We start from the raw sequence: 21,875 nt of genomic DNA, 5'->3' as shown, positions 1-21,875 counted from the left end.
GAGTCCTTAATTCGGTGATGATATATAAATAGAAAGTTACAGTTCAATCCCTGGGCTAAACGTCGCTGGTAATAGAGTTTCGTCGCCTTCCATTGAAGCCATTGGATATGCGCAGTAGTCAGCAGCGTAATAAGCACTTGGTCTTAGATTACCTGACGCACCAGGGCCTCCAAATGGTGCATCACCACTGGCCCCGGTCAACTGTCTGTTACGGTTCACAATACCAGCACGAATGTGGTCAACAAAGTAATCCCATTCGCTGTCGTCAGTTGAAATAAGCCCCGCGGATAATCCAAAGCGAGTGTCGTTAGCCATCTCTACTGCACGTTCTAAGCTGTCATAGCGAACGACTTGCAATAGCGGCCCAAAGTATTCTTCATCTGGTAACTCATCGACCGCAGTCACATCGATGATACCTGGTGAAACAAAGGCCGCTTCCCCTGCTTTGGCTTCTACCAGACTTTCGCCCCCAAGAGAATGAAGGTGAGCTTGAGCGTGCAAAATAACCTTAGCGGCATCCATCGAGATTTGAGGGCCCATAAACGGCGCAGGTTCAGCAAAAGGGTGATCCACTTTTATTTTTCTGGTGGCTTCAACAAGACGACCGAGCAATGCATCCCCTTTCTCTCCTTGCGGAACGTAAAGGCGACGGGCACAGGTACAGCGTTGACCTGCACTGATGAAAGCAGACTGAATGATGGTATAAACCGTCGCGTCAACATCCCCAAACTGCTCAGAGATCACCATTGGGTTGTTTCCACCCATCTCTAGTGCCAGCATTTTACCTGGCTGACCTGCAAATTGGCGGTGTAATACGTGCCCCGTATTGGCACTGCCGGTAAAGAGCACACCGTCAATGCCTTTGGAATCTGCCAGAGCAATCCCCGTTTCTTTGGCACCTTGAACCAGATTAAGCACACCAGCTGGTAAACCTGCCTGTTGCCATAGCTTCATAGCAAACTCGCCCACCCACGGCGTTTGCTCTGAAGGTTTAAACACCACCGTGTTTCCCGCTAGCAATGCTGGCACGATGTGACCATTTGGAAGGTGGGCAGGGAAATTATAAGGCCCGAAAACGGCCATCACACCTAATGGTTTATGACGCAGAACGATTTGGTTTCCGGCGGCTTCGCGTCTCGCTTCCCCTGTACGCTCATGGTATGCACGGATTGAGATAGCGATCTTTCCAGCCATCGCGCCAGCTTCGGTACGCGTTTCCCAAATAGGCTTGCCGGTTTCTTTAGCAATAATCTCAGCAATCTCTTCACTGTGTTCTTTTACTTTCTCGGCAAAAGCTAACACCACTTTCTCTCGCTCAGCAAAGCTTCGATTTTTCCATTCAACAAGGGCGGTTCGAGCCGCAGTGACCGCCGCTTCCACCTGAGCGGGAGTCGCGCTATCACCTTGCCATATTTGCTGGTTGTTGTATGGGCTTGTTGAAACCATCGCATCGCCTTGTCCAGCGATCCACTCGCCACCAATCCAATGAGTCATAATGAAATCCTTGTACATTTTTCTGAGAAAATTAGGTTACCGAAGAAACAAATTACGGATAAAAACCGTTACTGGGCGAGCATACGCACATAATCATCCTGAGAAACCTGCAATGCTTTAGCAACATCAGACGCTAATATCACCGTGTTACTTGCGTGGTCATACGCTGCTTTTGCTGCGGTGGCACGGAAGTTCTCAAATGACGTATTTGATATTAAGTAATGATCAGCACTTGTGTGCTCTGAAATCACGACCTTGGCTCGAAATGAGTGACGTACTGACTCAATATTTCGAGCGTCACACTCTACGGTAGGGCCTGCATCAAAAATATCGACGTAGTTTCGACAGGTGAAGCCCTCACGCTCTAGCAGTTTCAGTGCTGGCAATGTGTTGTCATGAACTTTACCAATCACAGCCTGAGCTTCTTTACTCAGCAAGTTGATATAGATTGGCAGCTTAGGCATCAGATCGGCGATAAAGCCTTTCTTACCAATACCGGTTAAATAATCGGCCATGGTGAAGTCAATCGAGAAAAAATGCTCCTGGAGCCATTGCCAAAATGGGGAATTTCCTTCGTCATCGGATACCCCACGCATCTCCGCGAATATGGTTTTAGAGAATCGATGTGGGTGTTCCGCCAGCATCAAGAATCGACACTTAGACATCAAACGTCCATTCAGCCCACCACGAAAACTTGGTCGTAAAAACAGCGTGCAAATTTCGGTACAGCCCGTGTAGTTATTACCAAACGTCAGCAATTTAACCACGTTATTCACGCCCAATTTAGGCGATGCGTGCACCACAGTACTGATGTGGTAGGAATAAAAAGGCACATCCCAACCGATAGAAGCTTCCACTCCTGTACAACCTGCCACTTCACCACTTTCACTATCAAAGCCGACCATTAGGTAGCCTTCATCCCCCGGCTCTGTCACGTCGCCTTTTGCAAAGCTGTATTCAGAGTGTTGGATACGATTAGTCAGTAGTTCTTCGTTAACAGGAAGAGATGTAAAACCGTGACCTGATTCCACTGCACAAGTATGCAAGGCATCGTAGTCAGACATTGAAATGGGACGAATAACCAGCATCGAAATTCCCTCCTGATGCAATAGGGGCTAAAAAGAGTCTCTAGCCCCTGAACGGTATTCAGAAGAATACATATAGGTTGTTAACTTATTTCGAGGTTAACGATGCGATTGCCGCATCAAGCTTAGCAAGCCCTTCTTCGATCTCTTGTGGAGAAATCACCAAAGACGGCGTAAAGCGAACAACATTAGCACCCGCAACCAACACCATAAGCCCATGTTGACCTGCTGCCACTAATACATCACGAGCACGACCTTGCCACTGCTCATTAAGTGCAGCGCCTAGTAACAAGCCTTTGCCACGTATTTCTGCAAAGATTTGGTACTTATCATTAATCTTAGCCAATCCTTGACGAAAGAGCGTTTCACGTTCTTTAACACCCGCTAATGTTTCAGGCTGACTGACAACATCAACCACGGCTTCTGCAACAGCACAAGCAAGTGGGTTACCGCCATAAGTCGAGCCATGAGTGCCCACTTTCAGGTGCTCAGCCAACGCTGCTGTGGTGAGCATTGCGCCAATAGGGAAACCGCCACCGAGTGATTTCGCCGTGCTCAAAATATCCGGTGTGATACCTAACCCTTGATAAGCATAGAAATCGCCGGTACGGCCATTGCCGGTTTGAACTTCATCAAAAATAAGCAGAGCGTTGTATTTATCACACAGCTCGCGAACCGCTTTCATAAATTCGTTCGTCGGAGAGATGATGCCGCCTTCTCCTTGAAGTGGCTCCATCATGATGGCGCAAGTGCGCTCCGATATACGCGCTTCTAGTGCCGCGATATCATTGTATGGTAAATGCGTAATATCACCGGGTTTTGGGCCAAAACCATCTGAATAAGCCGCCTGACCACCCACAGTCACGGTGAAGAAAGTACGACCATGGAACCCTTGTTCAAAGGCAATGATTTCTGATTTTTCAGGGCCATGGACATCCGCTGCCCAGCGACGAGCAAGCTTGAGTGCCGCTTCATTGGCTTCCGCACCCGAGTTAGCAAAGAACACTTTTTCAGCAAAGCTAACCTCGGTCAGTTTTTTAGCCAATCGCAGTGCCGGCTCATTCGTCATGACATTACTTAAATGCCAAATTTTATTACCTTGTTCTGTTAGTGCGTTGACCATAGCTGGGTGACAATGACCTAGACAGCTCACCGCAATACCACCAGCAAAGTCGATGTACTCATGACCTTCTTGATCCCAAACTCGCGCGCCTTCCCCTTTTACTGGAATCATTTCCATTGGGTTATAACAAGGCACCATCACCTCGTTAAATAATTCGCGTTCTACCTTTTCTTTCCCTGAACCAAAATTTTCAGCTGTCATTGCACATTCCCTCTTAACACGACCAACAAGCAGTTCTGCGTATTACCCTCTCAAAGTGAAGGAATATAAAATTTCGCATATTTACTGCTGCAGCATTGTATTTACATTCAATTAACCATTTCAATAGTGAATTATTCTTTTCAAGCGTGGGCTCATCCACAGATAGTCACTACACATGACTATTTATGCATCAAGTCGGTTCTTTTATGAAGCTTTTTTTTAAATTGAATCTATAAGGAGGGCAACAACTCAAGCGTATCAAGGTGATAAGCAAAAACAGGATATATGTTGCGAATAGTTTTTCACTGACTCATCAACGCAAATAATATGAAAGAAATGTTAAGAAAAGTGATCACGGTCAGATCGAACGATCCGCCTAGCGGGCTAAGAAGTTGGCGAGTAATTCGTGGCCTTGCTCTGTTTTGATCGATTCAGGGTGAAATTGAACCGCATCGATGGGTAACGTTTTGTGCTGATATCCCATAATTTCATCGATGGAGCCGTCGGAAAGTGTGGTCCAAGCGGTTAATTCAAAACAGTCTGGCAGGGTGCCATTTTGTACCACTAACGAATGGTATCGAGTGACCGTTAGGGGGTTATTTAAGCCACGAAAGACGCTGCGATTGGTGTGAGTAATTGGGGATGTTTTGCCATGCATGACCTGTCGAGCACGCACGACGTTTGCACCAAAAACCTGGGCAATGGCTTGATGCCCTAAGCAAACCCCCATAATAGGCAACTGACCGGCAAAGTGCTCGATGGCAGCAAGAGAGATACCCGCTTCATTAGGCGTACAAGGGCCAGGGGAAATAACAAGGTGTGACGGCTTTAACGCTTCGATTCCAGCCACATCAATCGCATCATTACGCACAACCTTAACCTCTGCACCCAATTCACAAAAATACTGGTACAGGTTATAGGTAAACGAATCGTAATTATCGATAATCAATAGCATGGCAACAATACAGCTCAACACATTGAAACACTTTAGAGGGCGGTATTGTGCAATACCAAGTAGGAAAGGCAAGTATTAACGCTGAAAAAAATGAAATAAGGCCAGTAAACACTGGCCTTAACGTTTTACACTTGAATGAGCTAGACGCTAAGAATCACGACGTCGCCACATCATCAGACCGAACATCGACACTAATGCGCCCAGGCCAAATGAACCTCCCATCTGTAACTCTAGAACGGCAGGATCATGGTCAGATGAACGGTAGTGATCTTGGTACTTCGGAAAATCACCTTTAAACTCTTCGTTGTAATCAAACAGCGTCGATTCTCCACCATTGATATGCCAATCTGTCGCGTCCACCACTTTTTCTGCTAAGCTCTCACTGATCAGTAAGTGATCTAAAGCACCGACTTCATCATTGTATGAGTAACTCCAGCTTTTTGGATGGTGCATCTCAACCGCATTGATGTAACCGAAATTCTTGGTGATCACAGCGCCATCATCACCAAATTGTGGTTCACCCGCAATAAAGGTATTACGTGCCGCTTTGATCTCTTTGCCGTACTTCTCAGCACTGTAATCGGTAAGGATAAGCATTGGATCTTCCTTACCATACGCATTCATATCACCAAGAATGACTTTGTGCCCTTTGATCTCTTCCAGTGCTTCACCTAACGCAACCACTGCAGCAACTCGGAAGTTTTCACACGACCCTTGCTTGTCGGCGTCAACCCCGCCTTGACCGCCTTGCTCAATCGGAGCCGCATCTTCCCAACATTTTGAGCCTTTCGATTTAAGGTGATTCACTGCAACGGTGATTTTCTCTTTCGTTCCTTTCACTTTAAACGTAGGAGCAAGAGAATCACGTTGATAGTTTTTACCACTTTCAATCACTTTGCCCTTATCATCGATCACTTCAGGTGCTAGCTGACTTGGCATCGCAATCACGCGGCTCTGTTTTAGCTTCACCGCCTTACTGCGATAAATCACACCCGTAGTAATGACATCGGTCCCAATGGAATCTAGATGATTGGTCTCACCGTCTTGATTCGAATCGATCGCCACAAATTTATAGTGATCTTTTTGTTTCGGGATACGCAAGTTAATTTGATCGACGAGTTGCGTAATCGCTCCGCTGGCACCAAACCCATTGTTTTCAATTTCCATCAAGCCAATGATGTCGGCATCAAGCAACAAAATAGCATTGACGATTTTTTGCTGTTGAACTTCAAACTCTTCGTAGCTATTTGCACCGCGGTTGTCGCCATGTAAATTCGCATCACCACCAAATGGAGAATTGAAGTAGTTCAACACATTGAACGTCGCGATACGTAAATCCCCTCGATTCATTTGAGGGCGTTCAGTACGTGGATCGTTGCGAACAAAATTATCACGGCTCAATTGATTGGTCGCAATGAGTCGATACTCGCCGTAGCTGTAACTTAAAACACCTTCTAGCCCAATAATCGAATCATCGATGCGAATGTAATCTTCCGTTGACCCATTTTGATCGATATCTGTGCGGCCAAAGTCTGGATAGTACGGGATCTGTCCGTTGGGGGCTTTCTGATCGGTCTCAACAAATACTCGAGCCAGTTTATTACGCTGATTTTGCTCATTCGCTTGCTCAGAGCCTGCCGCATACAATTGGTTTGGCTGCATATTAATTTCACCTTGCGCCAGCACCATATTGTTACGACGCCCGGCATAGTCATAGCCAAATGTACGCGTCACACGCATATCAAGCGCTTCTGTGGTTTTGACTAACATGCCTTCATAGCGCTCTAGAGTTTGTTCGAAATTCTCATCGCTTTCTAGTATTTCAATGGCAACCGCTGAAGGTGCCGTTTGGTCACTGACCTTAATCCAGTTGTTGTTTTCCACTTTGAGTTGAGTATGGCTGTAATACTCTTGGACCTTACCTTTGACACAAACAATATCACCAGCCACTAAGTCTGATTGAGATGAATTAGTATGAACAAACAATCCTTCCGATGTGCTTGAATTATAGTCGTCATTCAAGGCCTGAAGATAAAACCCTTTCGTCAGCCCTGTGGTCACCGCCGTCACCACACCTTCGACGAAATATTCCTCATCCGTAATATATGGGTAGCCGCTGATAAACGGAGAGCTAGCCCCTTCTCCTTGGATATCTTGAATAGCAGTAAAGACGGGCGTTGAATCGTTTTGAGTACAAGCAAAGGCTTGTGGCAATTCAACCGCTTCCAACGCCCCTAACCCTTCAATATTGTCAGTGGCTAGTGCCACCCATTGAGATGCTTGGTAAGTGGTAGAAGGGGTCAGCTCGGCACGAACCAAGGTCACATCTTTACCCCAATCGACATCACCCATAATGCCTAGCATGTCATGAACACTGCCATCAGCTTTGAGCAGTGCTATCGGGTCATCACCATTAAAGTTCACCACTGAGCCGTTATTCTCATTGGTGACATCTTGTATCGCCTGGCTTGCGCTTGAGTGAGAAATGACTAAGACTTGATTCGCCTCAATCACTTTGCCGGCAAGAGACAAAGTGCTTCCCCATGAGCCATTACCATTGCTCGATTTAGCCAATTGAAAGCCATCTAAACTCACGGCGGTATCACCGGTGTTGGCAATTTCGATGGCTTTGTTGTAACTGGTGCCTTCCACATATTGAGAAAGAATCACATCAGCGAGTGCGGGTGCAGCCAGCGTTGAACCCACCACAAGAGCAAGCAAGCTACGTGTAAATTTGGTTTCCATTATCTACCTCTGAGTACCATCAAGAATGTCGTGTTGCATTTAAGATGGTGTTCCATGTCACGTTAATTGAATTGTCGTTTTTATTTTGCCCGCTCAGTGTTGGACTTTTATGTAAGCAATAGAAACATTCACCCTATTTATCGAGATCTCGATCTCATATACAAATCAAATAGCTGAATGGAGCGCATGCTTTCAACAAGCAAAGTAAACGGAAAGAGAGGATTGGTGGGGGCCTGTAGATAACTGATGGATTTATAAATAAAAAAGCCCTTAGCATGGCTAAAGGCTTTGAACAATCACGGTGCTATTGTCGTTATAGAATCAACGAAGACTCAGCATTCGTTTATGGGCGGGCAACAAAACCCACCGCTTCGTACGCTTTTTTCAGTGTCACAGCAGCGCGTTCTGACGCTTTTTCTGCACCCGCTTTCATTACTGCGTCCATGTAAGCACGATCAGCACGGATCCGGTGGTATTCAGATTGAATCGGCTCAAGCATCTCTACCAATGCAGCGCCCACATCTTTCTTAAATGGCCCATACATTTCAACGCCTTTATAGTCAGCCTCAATCTCTTCGAACGTTTTACCCGTTGCCGCAGAGTACAAACCCATTAGGTTCGAGATACCGGCTTTGTTTTGCCAATCATTAGCGATACGTGGTGGCGTTTCAGCATCGGTCTGAGCTTTATTGATCTTCTTGATGATCGACTTAGGCTCTTCTAGCAGAGTGATTACATTCTTACGGTTATCGTCTGACTTAGACATCTTCTTAGTCGCATCTTGCAGGCTCATTACACGAGCATTCACTTGTGGAATGTACGGTTCTGGCACTTGGAAGATTGGCGTTTCAGGGCCGTAGATGTTGTTAAAACGAGTCGCAATATCACGCGCTAACTCTAGGTGTTGTTTCTGATCGCTACCTACTGGCACTTGGTGAGCGCCGTAAAGCAAGATATCTGCTGCCATCAACACAGGGTAATCGTATAAACCTACATTTACGTCGTTTGAGTGACGTGCAGACTTATCTTTAAACTGAGTCATACGGCTCAGTTCACCCATTTGAGTGTAACAGTTAAGAAGCCAACCAAGTTGAGCATGTTCTGGGACGTGTGATTGAACAAATAGCGTGCTCTTCTTTGGATCAACACCAACCGCAAGACAGATGGCCAATGCGTCTAGAGTCGCCTCATGCAGCGCTTTTGGATCTTGACGAACCGTAATGGCGTGCAGGTCGACAACACAATACTGACAATCGTAATCATCTTGCATCTGCTGCCACTGACGTAGAGCACCCAAGTAGTTACCGATACTAAGTTCACCTGATGGTTGAACACCACTCAATACGATGGGCTTGCTCATGCTAATGATTCCTTTGACTTCATAATGATTAATTAAAAAAACCGTGTCGAATTGATCAACACGGTTTTAGCAGTGTACTCATTGGCAAGTATATTACTAGAGGATTGTCGTAACTTTTCTGAGCTTTACGCTGAAACGAGAACGACTTCGAGCAATTGACCAATATCATCAGCCACATAGTCAGGGTTAGACGCAGAAATCGGCTCACCGTGGTTATAACCATAGGTAAGACCAAATGAATAGCAACCGGCGTTTTTGGCGGCTTTGATATCATTACTCGAATCCCCGACCATCAGCATTTCATCCGCTTTAACGCCATGTTTTTCTAGCAACCAGTTTAACGCCATCGGATCCGGTTTTTTGTTCGCGAAAGTATCGCCACCAATGACATCAGTAAAGTACTGAGCAATATCATGCTGAGCCAGCACGTCCGGCACAAATTTCGTCGGCTTGTTGGTCACGATAGCCATAGTAAAGCCCGCTTTGGAGAGCGCCGCGAGGGTCTCTTTAACCGATGGATAAAGGTGGCTCAGCTTATGACCCCCTTGCTCATAAAAGTCATCAAACAAGATGCGGGCTTTACGGCGAGTCTCTTCACTCAACTCTGGATTCACGATTAAATTCTGGCTGAGGGATCGGCCAATCAGTATGTCTGCACCGTTGCCAACATAATCACGAACTTGTTCTTCCGTTACAGATGGGAAACCCAAGGCTTTGACAGCAAGGTCAGCAGCGATCGCCAGATCTGGCACGCTATCTAACAGAGTTCCATCTAAATCGAAGGCAATCAGTTTTATTGAGCTTAATGGCATCTTACTTTCCTATTTATTATGTTCGTCTTAAAGGTTGAGCTACAAGACGTAAAAAAGGGGGCAATGCGCCCCCCTTAATTTAAATTTTTGGTTTTAGGTCAACAGACCTTAGTTCTACTTTTATGCGTTAACTTTTGCAAGCTCAGCGCGCATTTCGTCAATGACTTCTTTGTAATCAGGACGACCAAATATTGCAGAACCTGCAACAAACATATCGGCGCCGGCTTCAGCGATCTCTCGAATGTTATCGACTTTAACACCACCATCAATCTCTAAGCGAATATCACGGCCAGATTCATCAATCATCTTACGAACAGAACGAAGCTTATCAAGAGTATGAGGAATAAACGATTGACCACCAAACCCTGGGTTCACCGACATCAGAAGAATCATGTCGACCTTATCCATAATAAACTCAAGACAAGACAATGGGGTTGCAGGGTTTAATACCACGCCCGCTTGGCAACCATGTTCTTTGATAAGCTGTAAAGTACGATCAACGTGCTCAGAGGCTTCGACATGGAACGTAATCATCGTCGCGCCCGCTTTCGCGAAATCTGGGATAATGCGATCGACCGGCTTCACCATAAGATGAACATCGATTGGTGCAGTGATGCCATAGTCTCGCAATGCTTTACAGATTGGCGCACCGAACGTTAGGTTAGGTACGTAATGGTTGTCCATCACATCGAAGTGCACAACATCGGCACCGTCTGCGAGTACTTTTTCAACGTCTGCGCCTAGGCGAGCAAAATCCGCCGATAAAATGGATGGAGCGATGAGAAAATCTTTCATACCTAGCCTCTATGTTTAAATTCGTACTTAAATGCGTGCTTAAAATACCTAATGGGATAAACAACCAAACGGATACATAAACCGTTCAAATCGCGAGTTAACTAAAACGGGGATTGAACAAGTTTCGCGCGCAATTCTACATAAGCCAGTCGTGAGATCCTAGTGCTTAAAGTGATTTGTCTGCGATGTGATTTTGTTTTTCATAAAACAGCGCAAGTAGCTCATCGACTTTATTGCGCCCAGCGCCATTCCGACTGATGGTTCGTTTTACTTTCACGGTGTTGAGTTGTGCTCCGTGATAAAGACGACGAGTCAGCGTTGTATCATGGTTGGAAATCAATACCGGAATACCGCGCTCATAAGCGGTTTTCTCAGCGATATCCGCTAGAGCCGCTTGGTCGTCAAGTGAGAACCCATTTCCTGCGTATGAGGTAAAGTTGGATGTCGTCGACAATGGTGCATAAGGAGGGTCGCAATAAACTACACAGCCTTTTCGAGCCCGTTTGAATGTCTCAACGTAACCTTCACAGATAAAGGTCGCTTTCTTTGCTTTTTGCGCAAAAAACTCTAGTTCAGCTTCGGGGAAGTACGGTTTTTTGTATGACCCAAACGGCACGTTAAACCCACCTTTTTTGTTATAACGGCACAAGCCATTAAAGCCAAAACGGTTCATGTACAGAAAGGCCAATGAACGATACATCACATCATCGGTTGCATTGAATTGAGCGCGTACGTCTAAGTACACCTCTTTTTGATTATGGTGTGGAGTGAACCAACGTTTGGCTTCTGAAATATAGAGCTCGGGTTGCTCTTTTAAGAGATTGTATAAGTTAATGAGGTCCGGGTTAATATCAGCCAGCAGGTATTGCTCAAAATCTGTATTAAGGAAAACGGAACCAGCGCCAATAAAGGGCTCTATTAACTTACGAGCAGGAGGCAGGTGATGCTGAATATCTTCAACGAGGCCATATTTTCCACCCGCCCATTTTAAAAAGGCACGCTGCTTTTTCATTTACTGCTCTGTCTATCCACCACAAAATAAGGCTGCGAAATGTAACATATTTTCGCATTAAGCTCAGCGTTATTTCTCACGATCGATTTCTCTATGAACCTGACTCATTGATTTCGCCCAAGGCCCAAGTTCACGCAGCGCTTCTGGCAGTGTATCGACGGCGTCTCTGGCAACCTGAATCGTTGGGTAGTTTTCATAAGTCACAATATACCACTCGATGTCATTTCGCATGGTTGGATAAACACGAACTTGATCTTCGATAGCGTACTGCTCGATAAATTCTTGGACTTCGGTTAACGAGTTCATGGCGGCGAGTTGGAGCGTGTAACTACGCGGTGAAAATGCCTTCAATGCCTCGCGAGAAAATGAGAATGTGATGATTTTTTCACTCGGTGCGGATTCGGCTTCAATCACAGATTCTGCTTCAACACCCTCATCGGCTTGTTGCTGAGCGTCTGTAATGGCATTGTCAATCGTGCTGGTGTCCGCCGGTTTATCATCTAACAGGGCATCAACCACATCCGAGTTAATCACGACACGTTGCTGATCATCATCAGCGAGCCCTACACTTGCCGTTTCGTCCACCACATCCGGTGGGAGCGACATACTGTCATCAATCGCACCTTGGTAGCTAGGATCAACAAGTTCAGCACCACCTTGGTTTTCATTGGTAACCAACTCGCCATCCATCGTCGTAACCGATGAAGACACACTAGGAAGCGTTGGGATAACGGTCTGTTCAAGGCTATCGGTTATCTGTTGCGCTTTCTCATCGGGTGAAGGCTGGCTAATCATCCAATAGTAACCACCACCAATAATCAACAAGAGTAAAATAATGAGTGCAGCAATTTTGCCAGGAGAGCCGACAATTGAACGAATGATGATACGTTTTTCCACTTTATGATCTCCTAATGCCATGATTGCACCCGGTAAAGGCGGGGTCTTTTTGTACACCTGACGAACTCGTTTTTCTAGATTATCATCCACATATCGAATGACAAGAAATTCAAAGAACCGCTCCGCCTCTTCTGAACGTAGTGAATCAACCTCTAATTCAATCGGTTTGTGCTCTTGCCCGTAGCTTAAACGGGTTAGCAAACCCTCGATGCTATTGGATTTAGCAAACAGAACGACGTTAATGCTCCAATGGGGATTGCTTTGCGCTTCAAGAACCAACATCCACAGTTCTGAAATAAACGACTCGGTCAATAAGTGGGCATCATCAACCACAATGACGAGATCACAAGGTTCGCCTTCTAAGATTTGCTCAAGGCTATCAACGAGGGAATCTTGGGGGCTAAAAAGAGAGTTGGAAATGATCTGATTTAAAATAGTAGAACGGCGTTGAGAGTCATCTTGATTGGGGTGACACATCAGCAATGACTGATTTTTATCTTGCGCCCAAGCTTCTAGGTAACGTTGCGCCAACCACGATTTTCCCGCACCAATCTCACCACCGACGGTGACAAGATTGGAGCCGAAATTAGTCAATAGCTGTAAACGCTCTAGCAACTCGGTTTGAGACTCTAATTCCAACACACGTGATTCATGCGTTAAACTCATTAGGCCGTCCTACTGACAGAAGACTGTCTATAAAATAAAATTATATACTACGACAAAAATCAATGGCTTGCTCAAGTACAGATTCAGGAACACCTTTAACGACTTCAGCACTACCGATACTGGTGGGTAGCACTAAGCGAAGTTCTCCGGCCAATACCTTTTTGTCTCTCATCATGTGCTTCATAAAATCACCAAAAACCATGCTTTCTGGGGTATGTACCGGCAACTTTGCATTTTTAAGTATAGAAATGATTCGCGTAACTTGCTGCTCAGAAATCAATCCTTGCAGTTGTGCTGTTTTCGCCGCCATAACCGTACCCGATGCAACCGCTTCCCCATGCAACCAATTACCATACCCTAGTTCCGCTTCAATGGCATGACCAAATGTATGACCCAGGTTCAATAAAGCACGAATACCCGACTCTTTTTCATCCTGAGCGACGACTTCAGCTTTGATTTCACAGCAACGAGATATTGCATAATTTAATGCTTCTTTATCAAGGGCGTAGAGTTTATCTAAATTGATTTCTAGCCACTCAAAAAAAGCGACATCGTAAATGATGCCATATTTGATCACTTCAGCAATGCCCGCTGCAAATTCACGCTCAGGCAGGGTAGCTAAACAGTCGGTATCAATGATGACAGATTTAGGTTGGTAGAAGGCACCAATCATATTTTTGCCAAGTGGATGATTCACCGCCGTTTTCCCACCGACAGAAGAGTCGACTTGCGATAATAATGTCGTAGGAATTTGGATGAAGTCCACACCGCGCTGATAGCACGAAGCAGAAAAGCCAACAAGGTCACCAATCACACCACCACCCAGTGCTACCACAACCACATCGCGGCTATAATTGCCTTCTAACAGAAAGGTCATGACTTGATTAAAGGTATCGAGGCTCTTGTATTGTTCACCATCGGGAAGTTCGAGTAATGAGGTTTCACAACCAAGCTGCTTAAACTGAGCCAAAATTTGGTCGGCATAAAGCGGAGCAACGGTCACATTACTGATAACCACTACTTTCTGATAAGCAGAGAATGCTTGATCGATATAAGAAGAAAAAAGTTGTGCCGAATTATTAAATAATCCGGCACCGATAGAGATTGGGTAGCTTCGCTCGCCCAAACTGACCGTAATCCGTTCCATGGTTTGCTCTCCGATAAAAAACGACTTAACGTTCTTCTAGCATTTTTACGATCTGATTGGCTACTACTTTTGCACTCTGGTCATCGGTACGAACGGTATAATCCGCTACTTCTTCGTAGAGGTTATTGCGCTCACCCGCCAAAGATTCTAATACATCTCTCGGATTGTCCGTTTGTAGCAACGGGCGCTTCTTGTCGCGATTTGTACGCGCAAGTTGCTTTTCAATTGTTGTTTCTAGGTAAACAACAATGCCACGTGCAGATAGACGATTACGGTTATCCTTACTATTTACAGAGCCGCCCCCTGTCGCAAGAACAATGCCTTGCTTGTCAGTTAGATCATTGATGACAGATTCTTCTCGCTTACGGAAGCCTTCTTCGCCCTCAACATCAAAAACCCATGCGATATCAGCACCTGTGCGTTCTTCAATAACTGTATCTGAGTCTAAAAACTCCATATGCAGTTGTTGAGCAAGGTGTCTACCAATTGTACTTTTGCCGGCGCCCATTGGGCCAACAAGAAAGATATTGCGTTTCTCAGCCATGTTTTTAGCAGTAATTTACAACGTTAATTCAATGACATCGCCACAAGAGTAACCTGAAATTTTCAAGTCTTATAGTTGCTTGTGGCACCTATTCCTCACAGATGTTTCGTGATAAGACCCGAAATTATCTAGATCTGATGACACTAATGCAACTTTATTTTTTGTTGATCGCGATTATTTATTCCCCACTACTGGAGAATTACTTTCGGAGTCACGAAAATTAGCAGTTCACTTTTGCCTTTTTGTTCATAAGTTCGGCGGAAAAGCGCCCCCAATAATGGTAGATCACCAAGCAATGGCACTTTATCTACCGAATTGGTGGTGCTGTGCTGGTAGATTCCACCGAGCACCACGGTTTCCCCATTATTGACCAGTACTTGAGTTCCAATTCTTTGTGTGTCAATCGCCACCGCCTCCCCGGTTCCCGTCTTAACGATTTCTCCCGGCCTGTCTTGAGTCACACTTAAATCAAGCACTAAACGATTGTCTGGGGTGATTTGAGGGGTGACTTTCAAACTTAAGACCGCTTTTTTAAATGCCACGGTCGTTGCGCCACTAGACGAGGACTCTAGATACGGAATTTCGGTGCCTTGCTCAATATAGGCTGGTTTTTTATTGGTAGTAATCAAGCGGGGGCTAGAAATAATCTCAGCCTTCGATTCACGCTGTAATGCCGACAGTTCAAGATCAAGTAACATGTCTGAGCCTAATTTGGCCACTTGAAACGCAATTGATGAAGCATTCGCTGACGTCGCGCCTAAATTAACATTGAGAAAGTCATCAATGGGCAACTCATCCCCCGCCAACGCGCCTACTTGCCATAAGTTACTTTCTATCGATCCCCCTGCGGTATTATTCCCATTGGTATGAGTAAACCCCCAACGAACACCGAGCTCATCCATGTTGCCTTCATTAATGGTCACTATGCGAGCTTCAATCTGCACTTGCTTTACAGGAATATCAAGTGAAGAAACAATGTCACGAATAATCTCAATATTGTCAGGCAACTCGCGAATCAGTAAAGAATTGGTTCGTTCATCAATGCTGATGGAACCACGATCAGACAGCATGCTCACAGGGCCATCTCCGCCAATCATATCGGCAATATCAGAAGCTTTAGCAAAGTTAATTTTGAGAATGTCGGAAGAGAGATCGCCTAACTCCTCAGCAAGGCGGGATTTTTCGAGTTTTTGCTGTTCTTGCAAATCAAGCTCTGCGGTTGGCGCGACCAAAATAACATTCCCTTCTACTCTTTTATCCAGCCCTTTGACTTGCAAGATAATATCAAGAACCTGTTGCCAAGGCACCCCGTCCAAGCGCAAGGTAAGATTACCGGACACCGAGTCAGACACGACTAAGTTGAATGCGTTGTAATCGGCGATGAGCTGCAAGACATTCCTTACCGGGATATCTTGGAAGTTTATTGAAATCAGCTTGCCTTCTTTTTCGAGTAGACTGGCCTGCTTGGGCTTTTGAACGGCTTTGGCTTGAGTCACCACAACGTCAAGATACTTCCCTTTCAAACTGTAGTTAAAATCATAATCACCACTGATGGACGCCACCAACAAAGTACTCGGCTCTTTACGAAATACCTCAATATTCTGCACCACTGTGCCGAAGTCTTTGACATCGAGTAGATACAACTGCTCATCACTGACATCGGTTTGCAGTAGCTCAATACTCAGCCCTTCTTGCACCTTCTGCAAATCAACAACCGAAGATGGACTGGCTAGCTCGATAATTATGCGTGCGCTTTTGTCACCATCCACCCGAAAATCAATGCTTTTCAATTGATTGGTGTCAGCTGCCAGCACATTAACACTGAAGAGTAGAATGCTCAGTAGAGTGACGGTGAATAACGAACAAACTGTCGCTATTTTCATTGTTAATCCTTTAATCATGATGATATCTCAAACAAATAATTCTATTTAAGAGCAAGCTTGACGTTACGCTTACTCCAGCAACCTAGGCCATCGGGCAGCGTTTCATTAATCAACACATAATGAGATGTCACTCTAGTGACTCTGCCGTTATTAAGACCAATAAACTGACCCTCACTCACGTTGATCACTTGACCTTTAGGCGTTTGGACGAGCGCTGACACGCTATTCGCACTCCCCATGACGCCTTTTAATCTCAACTTACTCATTGGATAGCGTTCAAGCGGCCCTGATTTGGTTCGCTTTGGGGGTTGCCAACAATCTTTTTTAACCATCGCCTGCTCTTGTACCAGTGCTGCACTGGGTAAAAAAAACGGCTCACGAAGCTCGGTACTCTGGTAAGCGGAAGCTTGAAACATAATCACGGGCTCTAGGCGAACAACCTCTTTACGGGCCTGGGATTCAATGGCCTGAATATACTCATCGATCGAGTCATTGTTGGCTTGGCAACCGTTCAGAAAGCCCGCGAAGAGAAAAAGAAAAAAACCATTAGCCTTCATCTTTGACCTCCGCTTTGAATTGATAGGTATAAGCGCGGACCCGAAAATGTAATGTGCTGCTTTCTTGACTCACTCGCTGCCAATCAATGTCTTCAAGAACGATGATTCTTGGTAAGTTCGCAATGGCCTCTGAAAAATGACCGATGTTGTCGTAACTTCCCGTCAATTCAAAGTTGAGAGGCAACCGATACAAAAACGTCTGATTCTGCCTTTGGCCCCAATCGATACGAGTAAAGGTCAGTGAATTCTTTAAACCAAATTCATTGACCGATGCCAACATGCTTGCCAACTCTTTCTGTTCCGGTAACTGACGCAACAGGTAATCGTATCGCTCTTCTAGCTCATCAAGCTGAGCACGTAATACGGGTAGAGTGGCCGCTTTATTGGCTTTTATTCGCAAGGTTGACTTCAGTGTTTGCTCTTCATCTTTCAATACTTCAAGCTGTTCCATTTTAGGTAAAATATAAAACCAGCCACCGACTCCCTGTAAGAGAATAAGGAGCAGCAGCAATACCAACATCTGAGGCAATAAAGGCCATTCTGTCACTTCATCGATGTCCAGGTCTCGAAAATTAACCATGCAGAACCCCCATACCATCTAGCTCTTCAACACAGTGATGAACATTCAAGATCGCTAAGCACATTGCACGGCGGCGTTCTTTATCGGCTATCTTTTCACTCGGTATCTGGCCACTTAGTGTCTTGCTACTCGGTCTCATTTGGCTAATACCATCATCGAGAGGACGTTCATCGGTCACTGCAATGCGAAAAGACGCTTCGAAAGTCTGATAGCTTTGACCAAAACGCTTTTGATCATGGATGATAGAGTGCATTGAGACATCTTCTAAAAATGCAGACTTTTCGAGATTATCGAGCATCGTCGCCAGATGCGCAGTGCTATCGCTGATCCCTTTCATCTCTATTTCATTACCCTTCATTTTTATCTTGTCGACGTACACCCCTTCCGGTACCAACTTCTGTATTTCAACCATAAATTCAGTACTTCTATTGCGCGAGGATTGCAGTTCTTCCACGACAGATAATCGAGTGAGTAATGCCGAATGGTCTTGCTCGGTTAGCTTCAGCTCATTGATTTTTTGATCGAGTTGTTCAATGTATCGGGTAAAATAGTTAATTCGCCCTTGCTGTTGATTAAGTTCAGCGATGAAGTACCAACCGGCCACATATTGCAGTAAAAAAGAGACCAGAAGTGACAGCACGATCAAGCTGAAAAATCGTTTTTTGTGTTTTTTACGCTTCTCATCTCGCCACGGTAGAAGGTTTACGCTATAAAGCATGTTGAACCTCCAACCAATCGTGACCTCTCATTGCGATTCCCACTGCGGTATTAAAACCATGCAAATCACTATAATGATGTGGCTTTCTAGTCCGTGAGCGCCCCAACAAAGCGAGAGGATTTAGAACCTGACATTCAATACAAAGCCTACGCTGAATTTCCTCAACCAACATTGGCGTTGTCGCGCCGCCCCCAGATAACCAAATCCCTTTGACTGATGAATCACCGTTCACGGACAGCAACATTTGTATTTGCCGCTGAATTCGGTCAATCATCAACTGATTAAATTGATCCGTTTTCTGCTCAAGTAAAGAACCCATCGATGACGGATCTTGATCCATGTATTGTGTACCTAGGGCAATCTCTTTACTAAAATGAGCCTTATTATCAAAGTCCATACACAAAGATGTTTGGGTGTAACCAACATCCACCAACAACCAATCTGGGTGGGCTGTCTTTTTTGCCGCCTGCCGCCAAACGCTCACTAACCCATGAGCTTGAACATCACACACTAACGGAGAAAATCCGGCTTTTTTGACTGAATGGTAACGACTGTCAACCACTTCTTTTTTAGTGGCATAAACTTGATAGGCAGCGGTCGGCGTTTTGCTGTCGTTATCAACCCGAACAAAGTCCAAACGGAGTTCTTCGATAGGAAAAGGGGATTGATGGGAGAAGCCTTGATAGATGGCAAACTCTGTCTCACGCTCATCAAGATCGCTATCAATTTGCAGTAATTTGCTGATCACTGCGTTATCAGGGATCGCAATCGCGACTCTTTTACTCCAAATGGGGAGAAATTTTCGTAGCTCTTTTAACTTATTGACAATTTGTTGATGATTAACGGTGTGATTATCAGAGAATACATCACCTGAAATGGGCAATTCTTTAAAACTTACGATTGAATAGTCATCACTTGCTGGCTTTAAGACCACGGCTTTAATACTATAGTGGCCAATATCTATACCAGTTATTAATGGTTTACCCATGTGTTTTGCTCCAGTGGCTCTATTGACCAACAATAGAGATCGTTGCTAGCGTTAGCACCGTCATATAAAACTAAGTTATTTTTTATTTTAGAATACAAGGGGTTGCTCTTTGGCTACCTCTACTAATCAGGGATTCTTCGGTGAAGTTCATAAAGCGACTATTTATATTCACATTGGTTTGCATGATTCTTGGAGTCAGTACGATCATTGGTTTCTACTTTTACGTAAAACCTGATCTACCAGACGTAGAAGAGTTACGACACGTTGAGCTTGAAGCTCCGATGCAAGTATTCAGTCAAGATGGCAAATTAATCGCACAGTTTGGAGAAAAACGCCGAACCCCCGTTGAATATCAAGATATTCCTCAGCACTTAATTGAAGCCCTCATCGCGACCGAAGACAGCCGTTTTTACAGCCACTACGGTATTGACCCGATTGGTATTGCTCGTGCCGCCGTCGTCGTGGCGATGTCAGGATCAGCAAAGCAAGGGGCAAGTACGATCACTCAGCAACTGGCACGTAACTTTTTCTTGTCTAATGAGAAGAAAATAATAAGAAAGATCAAAGAGATATTCCTGGCAATTAGGATTGAACAATCGCTAAGCAAGCAAGAAATCATGCAGCTATACGTTAACAAGATTTTCTTGGGCTATCGCTCTTATGGCTTTGGCGCCGCAGCGCAAACCTACTTCGGGCGCGATCTCAACGAGCTAACACTCAGTGAATTAGCCACGCTTGCCGGCATGCCAAAAGCGCCATCGACCATGAACCCGATTTACTCGCTTGAAAGAGCCACGAATCGACGTAATGTGGTACTGCGACGCATGTTCGATGAGAATTACATTACTCAAGGCGAATTTGATGACGCGAGAGCTGAAGTCATCGAATCGCGCTATCACAGTGCAGAAATAGAACTGAGTGCGCCGTATGTGGCTGAATTAGCACGCGCTTGGATGGTTGAACAACATGGCGAAGCCGCTTATACGCAAGGTATGAGCGTTTACACCACGGTTGATTCTAAATTACAAGAGGCCGCCAATAAGGCCGCGATTGATAATCTCCTGGCCTACGATGAGCGTCATGGTTACCGAGGCGCAGAAAAAGTGGTATGGACAAAAGCGCCAACACTGAACACTGCTCAAGAATTTCGACGTCACCTAGCAAAAGAACCGACTTATGGCGCATTGCTGCCTGCCATCGTCACTGATATTCAAGGCAACACCGCGTCTATTTGGGTGAAAAATCACGGCCCGCAACAAGTCGAATGGGCGCAAATGAATTGGGCTCGTCGCTTTTTAACCGATGACCGCCAAGGTCCAGAACCAAAGGCAGCCTCAGATATTTTATCCGTGGGTGAACAAATCTGGGTACGTAACACCGCAGAACAGGCCGATCCGATCCTTGAAAATGAAGTGAATTCAGAGATTGCCTCTGACGATAGCAATGACGACATTGCCAAACTCGGTATTGAACCTATCTGGCGTTTAAGCCAAGTTCCTAATGCCAATACGGCTTTTGTAGCGATGAATCCAGAAAACGGCGCTATTTTGTCACTCGTCGGTGGCTTTAACTTCGTGCACAACAAATTTAACCGCGCCACTCAATCGGTTCGACAAGTGGGCTCCAGTATTAAACCATTTATCTATGCCGCAGCAATGGATCAAGGCATGACTCTGGCGACTCTAGTGAACGATGCTCCGATCAACCAGTGGGACAAAAGCCAAGGTACCGCATGGCGCCCTAAAAACTCACCACCAACCTATACAGGCCCGACTCGCGTTCGCATTGGTCTAGCACAGTCTAAAAACGTCATGGCGGTTCGCGTGTTAAGAGCGGTTGGCCTCGACGAGACTCGCGAGTACTTAACCCGTTTTGGATTTGATATTGATGAGCTTCCCCGCTCGGAGACGATAGCACTTGGCGCAGGCAGTCTCACTCCGGTGAAAATGGCCCAAGGCTACTCGGTGTTTGCTAATGGCGGTTATTATGTCGACCCATTTTATATTGGCCGTGTAGAGAGCCGATTTGGTGACATTGAATGGCAAGCTACTCCAAAAACAATATGTCGCGAAAACTGTGAAATGCTCACTACCCCTGACAGTGATAGTAGCAATGAATTTATGGAGCAGGATGTCGACCTTAATCAACCTCAATATGCACCGCAAGTTATCTCTGAACAAACCGCATTCTTAATGCGCGAAATGATGTACAGCAATGTTTGGGGTGGCGGCAACTGGCGTGATGGTACAGGGTGGAACGGTACAGGGTGGCGAGCACAACCACTCAAACGCCGAGATATCGGCGGTAAAACCG

General features: G+C 45.4%; 17 protein-coding genes and 1 pseudogene. 1 reads left to right on the top strand and 17 read right to left on the bottom strand.

What is annotated here, in order from left to right; translation table 11 throughout:
- Positions 1–36 precede the first annotated feature (36 nt).
- The 17 genes and pseudogenes from astD to pilM all read right to left on the bottom strand — a co-directional run bounded on the left by astD (position 37) and on the right by pilM (position 19,562).
- Entirely contained in the window at positions 37–1,494 is a 1,458-nt protein-coding gene (gene astD, locus A1QO_RS02330; RefSeq protein WP_017036099.1) for a succinylglutamate-semialdehyde dehydrogenase, read from the bottom strand.
- 68 nt (positions 1,495–1,562) lie between these two features.
- Positions 1,563–2,582: an arginine N-succinyltransferase gene (gene astA, locus A1QO_RS02325; protein ID WP_017038796.1), complete on the bottom strand. Its 1,020-nt coding sequence runs from the start codon at positions 2,580–2,582 to the stop codon at positions 1,563–1,565.
- A gap of 85 nt (positions 2,583–2,667) precedes the next feature.
- Positions 2,668–3,903 carry an aspartate aminotransferase family protein gene (locus A1QO_RS02320; protein ID WP_017039283.1) on the bottom strand — a complete coding sequence of 412 codons (1,236 nt, stop codon included), beginning with the start codon at positions 3,901–3,903 and terminating at the stop codon, positions 2,668–2,670.
- A gap of 376 nt (positions 3,904–4,279) precedes the next feature.
- Entirely contained in the window at positions 4,280–4,858 is a 579-nt protein-coding gene (locus A1QO_RS02315; protein ID WP_026026742.1) for an aminodeoxychorismate/anthranilate synthase component II, read from the bottom strand.
- A 147-nt stretch (positions 4,859–5,005) separates the two neighbouring features.
- Positions 5,006–7,603 carry an ExeM/NucH family extracellular endonuclease gene (locus A1QO_RS02310; protein WP_017036103.1) on the bottom strand — a complete coding sequence of 866 codons (2,598 nt, stop codon included), beginning with the start codon at positions 7,601–7,603 and terminating at the stop codon, positions 5,006–5,008.
- 343 nt (positions 7,604–7,946) lie between these two features.
- Positions 7,947–8,963: a tryptophan--tRNA ligase gene (gene trpS, locus A1QO_RS02305; protein WP_017039284.1), complete on the bottom strand. Its 1,017-nt coding sequence runs from the start codon at positions 8,961–8,963 to the stop codon at positions 7,947–7,949.
- Between the two features lie 125 nt (positions 8,964–9,088).
- Positions 9,089–9,775 carry a phosphoglycolate phosphatase gene (locus tag A1QO_RS02300; RefSeq protein WP_017036105.1) on the bottom strand — a complete coding sequence of 229 codons (687 nt, stop codon included), beginning with the start codon at positions 9,773–9,775 and terminating at the stop codon, positions 9,089–9,091.
- A 120-nt stretch (positions 9,776–9,895) separates the two neighbouring features.
- A complete protein-coding gene (gene rpe, locus A1QO_RS02295; RefSeq protein ID WP_017036106.1) occupies positions 9,896–10,570 on the bottom strand; it encodes a ribulose-phosphate 3-epimerase in 675 nt (224 codons plus the stop codon).
- A gap of 166 nt (positions 10,571–10,736) precedes the next feature.
- Positions 10,737–11,582, bottom strand: coding sequence for a Dam family site-specific DNA-(adenine-N6)-methyltransferase (locus A1QO_RS02290; RefSeq protein WP_017036107.1), 846 nt, complete (start codon positions 11,580–11,582; stop codon positions 10,737–10,739).
- Positions 11,583–11,651: 69 nt separating this feature from the next.
- Positions 11,652–13,145 carry an AAA family ATPase gene (locus A1QO_RS02285; protein WP_017036108.1) on the bottom strand — a complete coding sequence of 498 codons (1,494 nt, stop codon included), beginning with the start codon at positions 13,143–13,145 and terminating at the stop codon, positions 11,652–11,654.
- Between the two features lie 40 nt (positions 13,146–13,185).
- On the bottom strand, positions 13,186–14,292 hold the full coding sequence (gene aroB / locus A1QO_RS02280) for a 3-dehydroquinate synthase (RefSeq protein ID WP_017039285.1): 1,107 nt from the start codon (positions 14,290–14,292) through the stop codon (positions 13,186–13,188).
- A gap of 25 nt (positions 14,293–14,317) precedes the next feature.
- Complete coding sequence (gene aroK / locus A1QO_RS02275) at positions 14,318–14,836, bottom strand: shikimate kinase AroK (RefSeq protein WP_017036110.1); 519 nt, start codon at positions 14,834–14,836, stop codon at positions 14,318–14,320.
- Positions 14,837–15,024: 188 nt separating this feature from the next.
- Positions 15,025–16,641, bottom strand: a pseudogene (locus tag A1QO_RS02270) (type IV pilus secretin PilQ); the annotation flags it as partial.
- Positions 16,642–16,760: 119 nt separating this feature from the next.
- Positions 16,761–17,276 (bottom strand): pilus assembly protein PilP, encoded by a 516-nt coding sequence (locus tag A1QO_RS02265; protein WP_017036112.1) that lies wholly within the window; start codon positions 17,274–17,276, stop codon positions 16,761–16,763.
- Positions 17,266–17,856 (bottom strand): type 4a pilus biogenesis protein PilO, encoded by a 591-nt coding sequence (locus tag A1QO_RS02260; protein ID WP_017036113.1) that lies wholly within the window; start codon positions 17,854–17,856, stop codon positions 17,266–17,268. The genes A1QO_RS02265 and A1QO_RS02260 overlap by 11 nt, the downstream gene beginning before the upstream one ends.
- Complete coding sequence (locus A1QO_RS02255) at positions 17,849–18,574, bottom strand: PilN domain-containing protein (protein ID WP_017039286.1); 726 nt, start codon at positions 18,572–18,574, stop codon at positions 17,849–17,851. Before A1QO_RS02255 ends, A1QO_RS02260 begins: the two co-directional genes overlap by 8 nt.
- Entirely contained in the window at positions 18,564–19,562 is a 999-nt protein-coding gene (gene pilM, locus A1QO_RS02250) for a type IV pilus assembly protein PilM (RefSeq protein ID WP_017039287.1), read from the bottom strand. Before pilM ends, A1QO_RS02255 begins: the two co-directional genes overlap by 11 nt.
- A gap of 140 nt (positions 19,563–19,702) precedes the next feature.
- Here pilM and A1QO_RS02245 point away from each other — a divergent pair.
- Positions 19,703–21,875, top strand: a 2,173-nt coding sequence (locus tag A1QO_RS02245) for a penicillin-binding protein 1A (RefSeq protein ID WP_038126551.1), incomplete at its 3' end; no start/stop codon positions are given.

Source organism: Vibrio genomosp. F10 str. ZF-129 (assembly GCF_000287055.2).
In the GTDB taxonomy this organism is placed as follows: domain Bacteria; phylum Pseudomonadota; class Gammaproteobacteria; order Enterobacterales; family Vibrionaceae; genus Vibrio.
This window is presented reverse-complemented; position numbering and strand designations above follow the sequence as displayed.

What these genes read in the sequence shown, in the direction of transcription:
- astD (WP_017036099.1), bottom strand. Translation starts at nt 1,494, where the DNA reads ATGACTCATTGGATTGGTGGCGAGTGGATCGCTGGACAAGGCGATGCG.
- astA (WP_017038796.1), bottom strand. Translation starts at nt 2,582, where the DNA reads ATGCTGGTTATTCGTCCCATTTCAATGTCTGACTACGATGCCTTGCAT.
- A1QO_RS02320 (WP_017039283.1), bottom strand. Translation starts at nt 3,903, where the DNA reads ATGACAGCTGAAAATTTTGGTTCAGGGAAAGAAAAGGTAGAACGCGAA.
- A1QO_RS02315 (WP_026026742.1), bottom strand. Translation starts at nt 4,858, where the DNA reads ATGCTATTGATTATCGATAATTACGATTCGTTTACCTATAACCTGTAC.
- A1QO_RS02310 (WP_017036103.1), bottom strand. Translation starts at nt 7,603, where the DNA reads ATGGAAACCAAATTTACACGTAGCTTGCTTGCTCTTGTGGTGGGTTCA.
- trpS (WP_017039284.1), bottom strand. Translation starts at nt 8,963, where the DNA reads ATGAGCAAGCCCATCGTATTGAGTGGTGTTCAACCATCAGGTGAACTT.
- A1QO_RS02300 (WP_017036105.1), bottom strand. Translation starts at nt 9,775, where the DNA reads ATGCCATTAAGCTCAATAAAACTGATTGCCTTCGATTTAGATGGAACT.
- rpe (WP_017036106.1), bottom strand. Translation starts at nt 10,570, where the DNA reads ATGAAAGATTTTCTCATCGCTCCATCCATTTTATCGGCGGATTTTGCT.
- A1QO_RS02290 (WP_017036107.1), bottom strand. Translation starts at nt 11,582, where the DNA reads ATGAAAAAGCAGCGTGCCTTTTTAAAATGGGCGGGTGGAAAATATGGC.
- A1QO_RS02285 (WP_017036108.1), bottom strand. Translation starts at nt 13,145, where the DNA reads ATGAGTTTAACGCATGAATCACGTGTGTTGGAATTAGAGTCTCAAACC.
- aroB (WP_017039285.1), bottom strand. Translation starts at nt 14,292, where the DNA reads ATGGAACGGATTACGGTCAGTTTGGGCGAGCGAAGCTACCCAATCTCT.
- aroK (WP_017036110.1), bottom strand. Translation starts at nt 14,836, where the DNA reads ATGGCTGAGAAACGCAATATCTTTCTTGTTGGCCCAATGGGCGCCGGC.
- A1QO_RS02265 (WP_017036112.1), bottom strand. Translation starts at nt 17,276, where the DNA reads ATGAAGGCTAATGGTTTTTTTCTTTTTCTCTTCGCGGGCTTTCTGAAC.
- A1QO_RS02260 (WP_017036113.1), bottom strand. Translation starts at nt 17,856, where the DNA reads ATGGTTAATTTTCGAGACCTGGACATCGATGAAGTGACAGAATGGCCT.
- A1QO_RS02255 (WP_017039286.1), bottom strand. Translation starts at nt 18,574, where the DNA reads ATGCTTTATAGCGTAAACCTTCTACCGTGGCGAGATGAGAAGCGTAAA.
- pilM (WP_017039287.1), bottom strand. Translation starts at nt 19,562, where the DNA reads ATGGGTAAACCATTAATAACTGGTATAGATATTGGCCACTATAGTATT.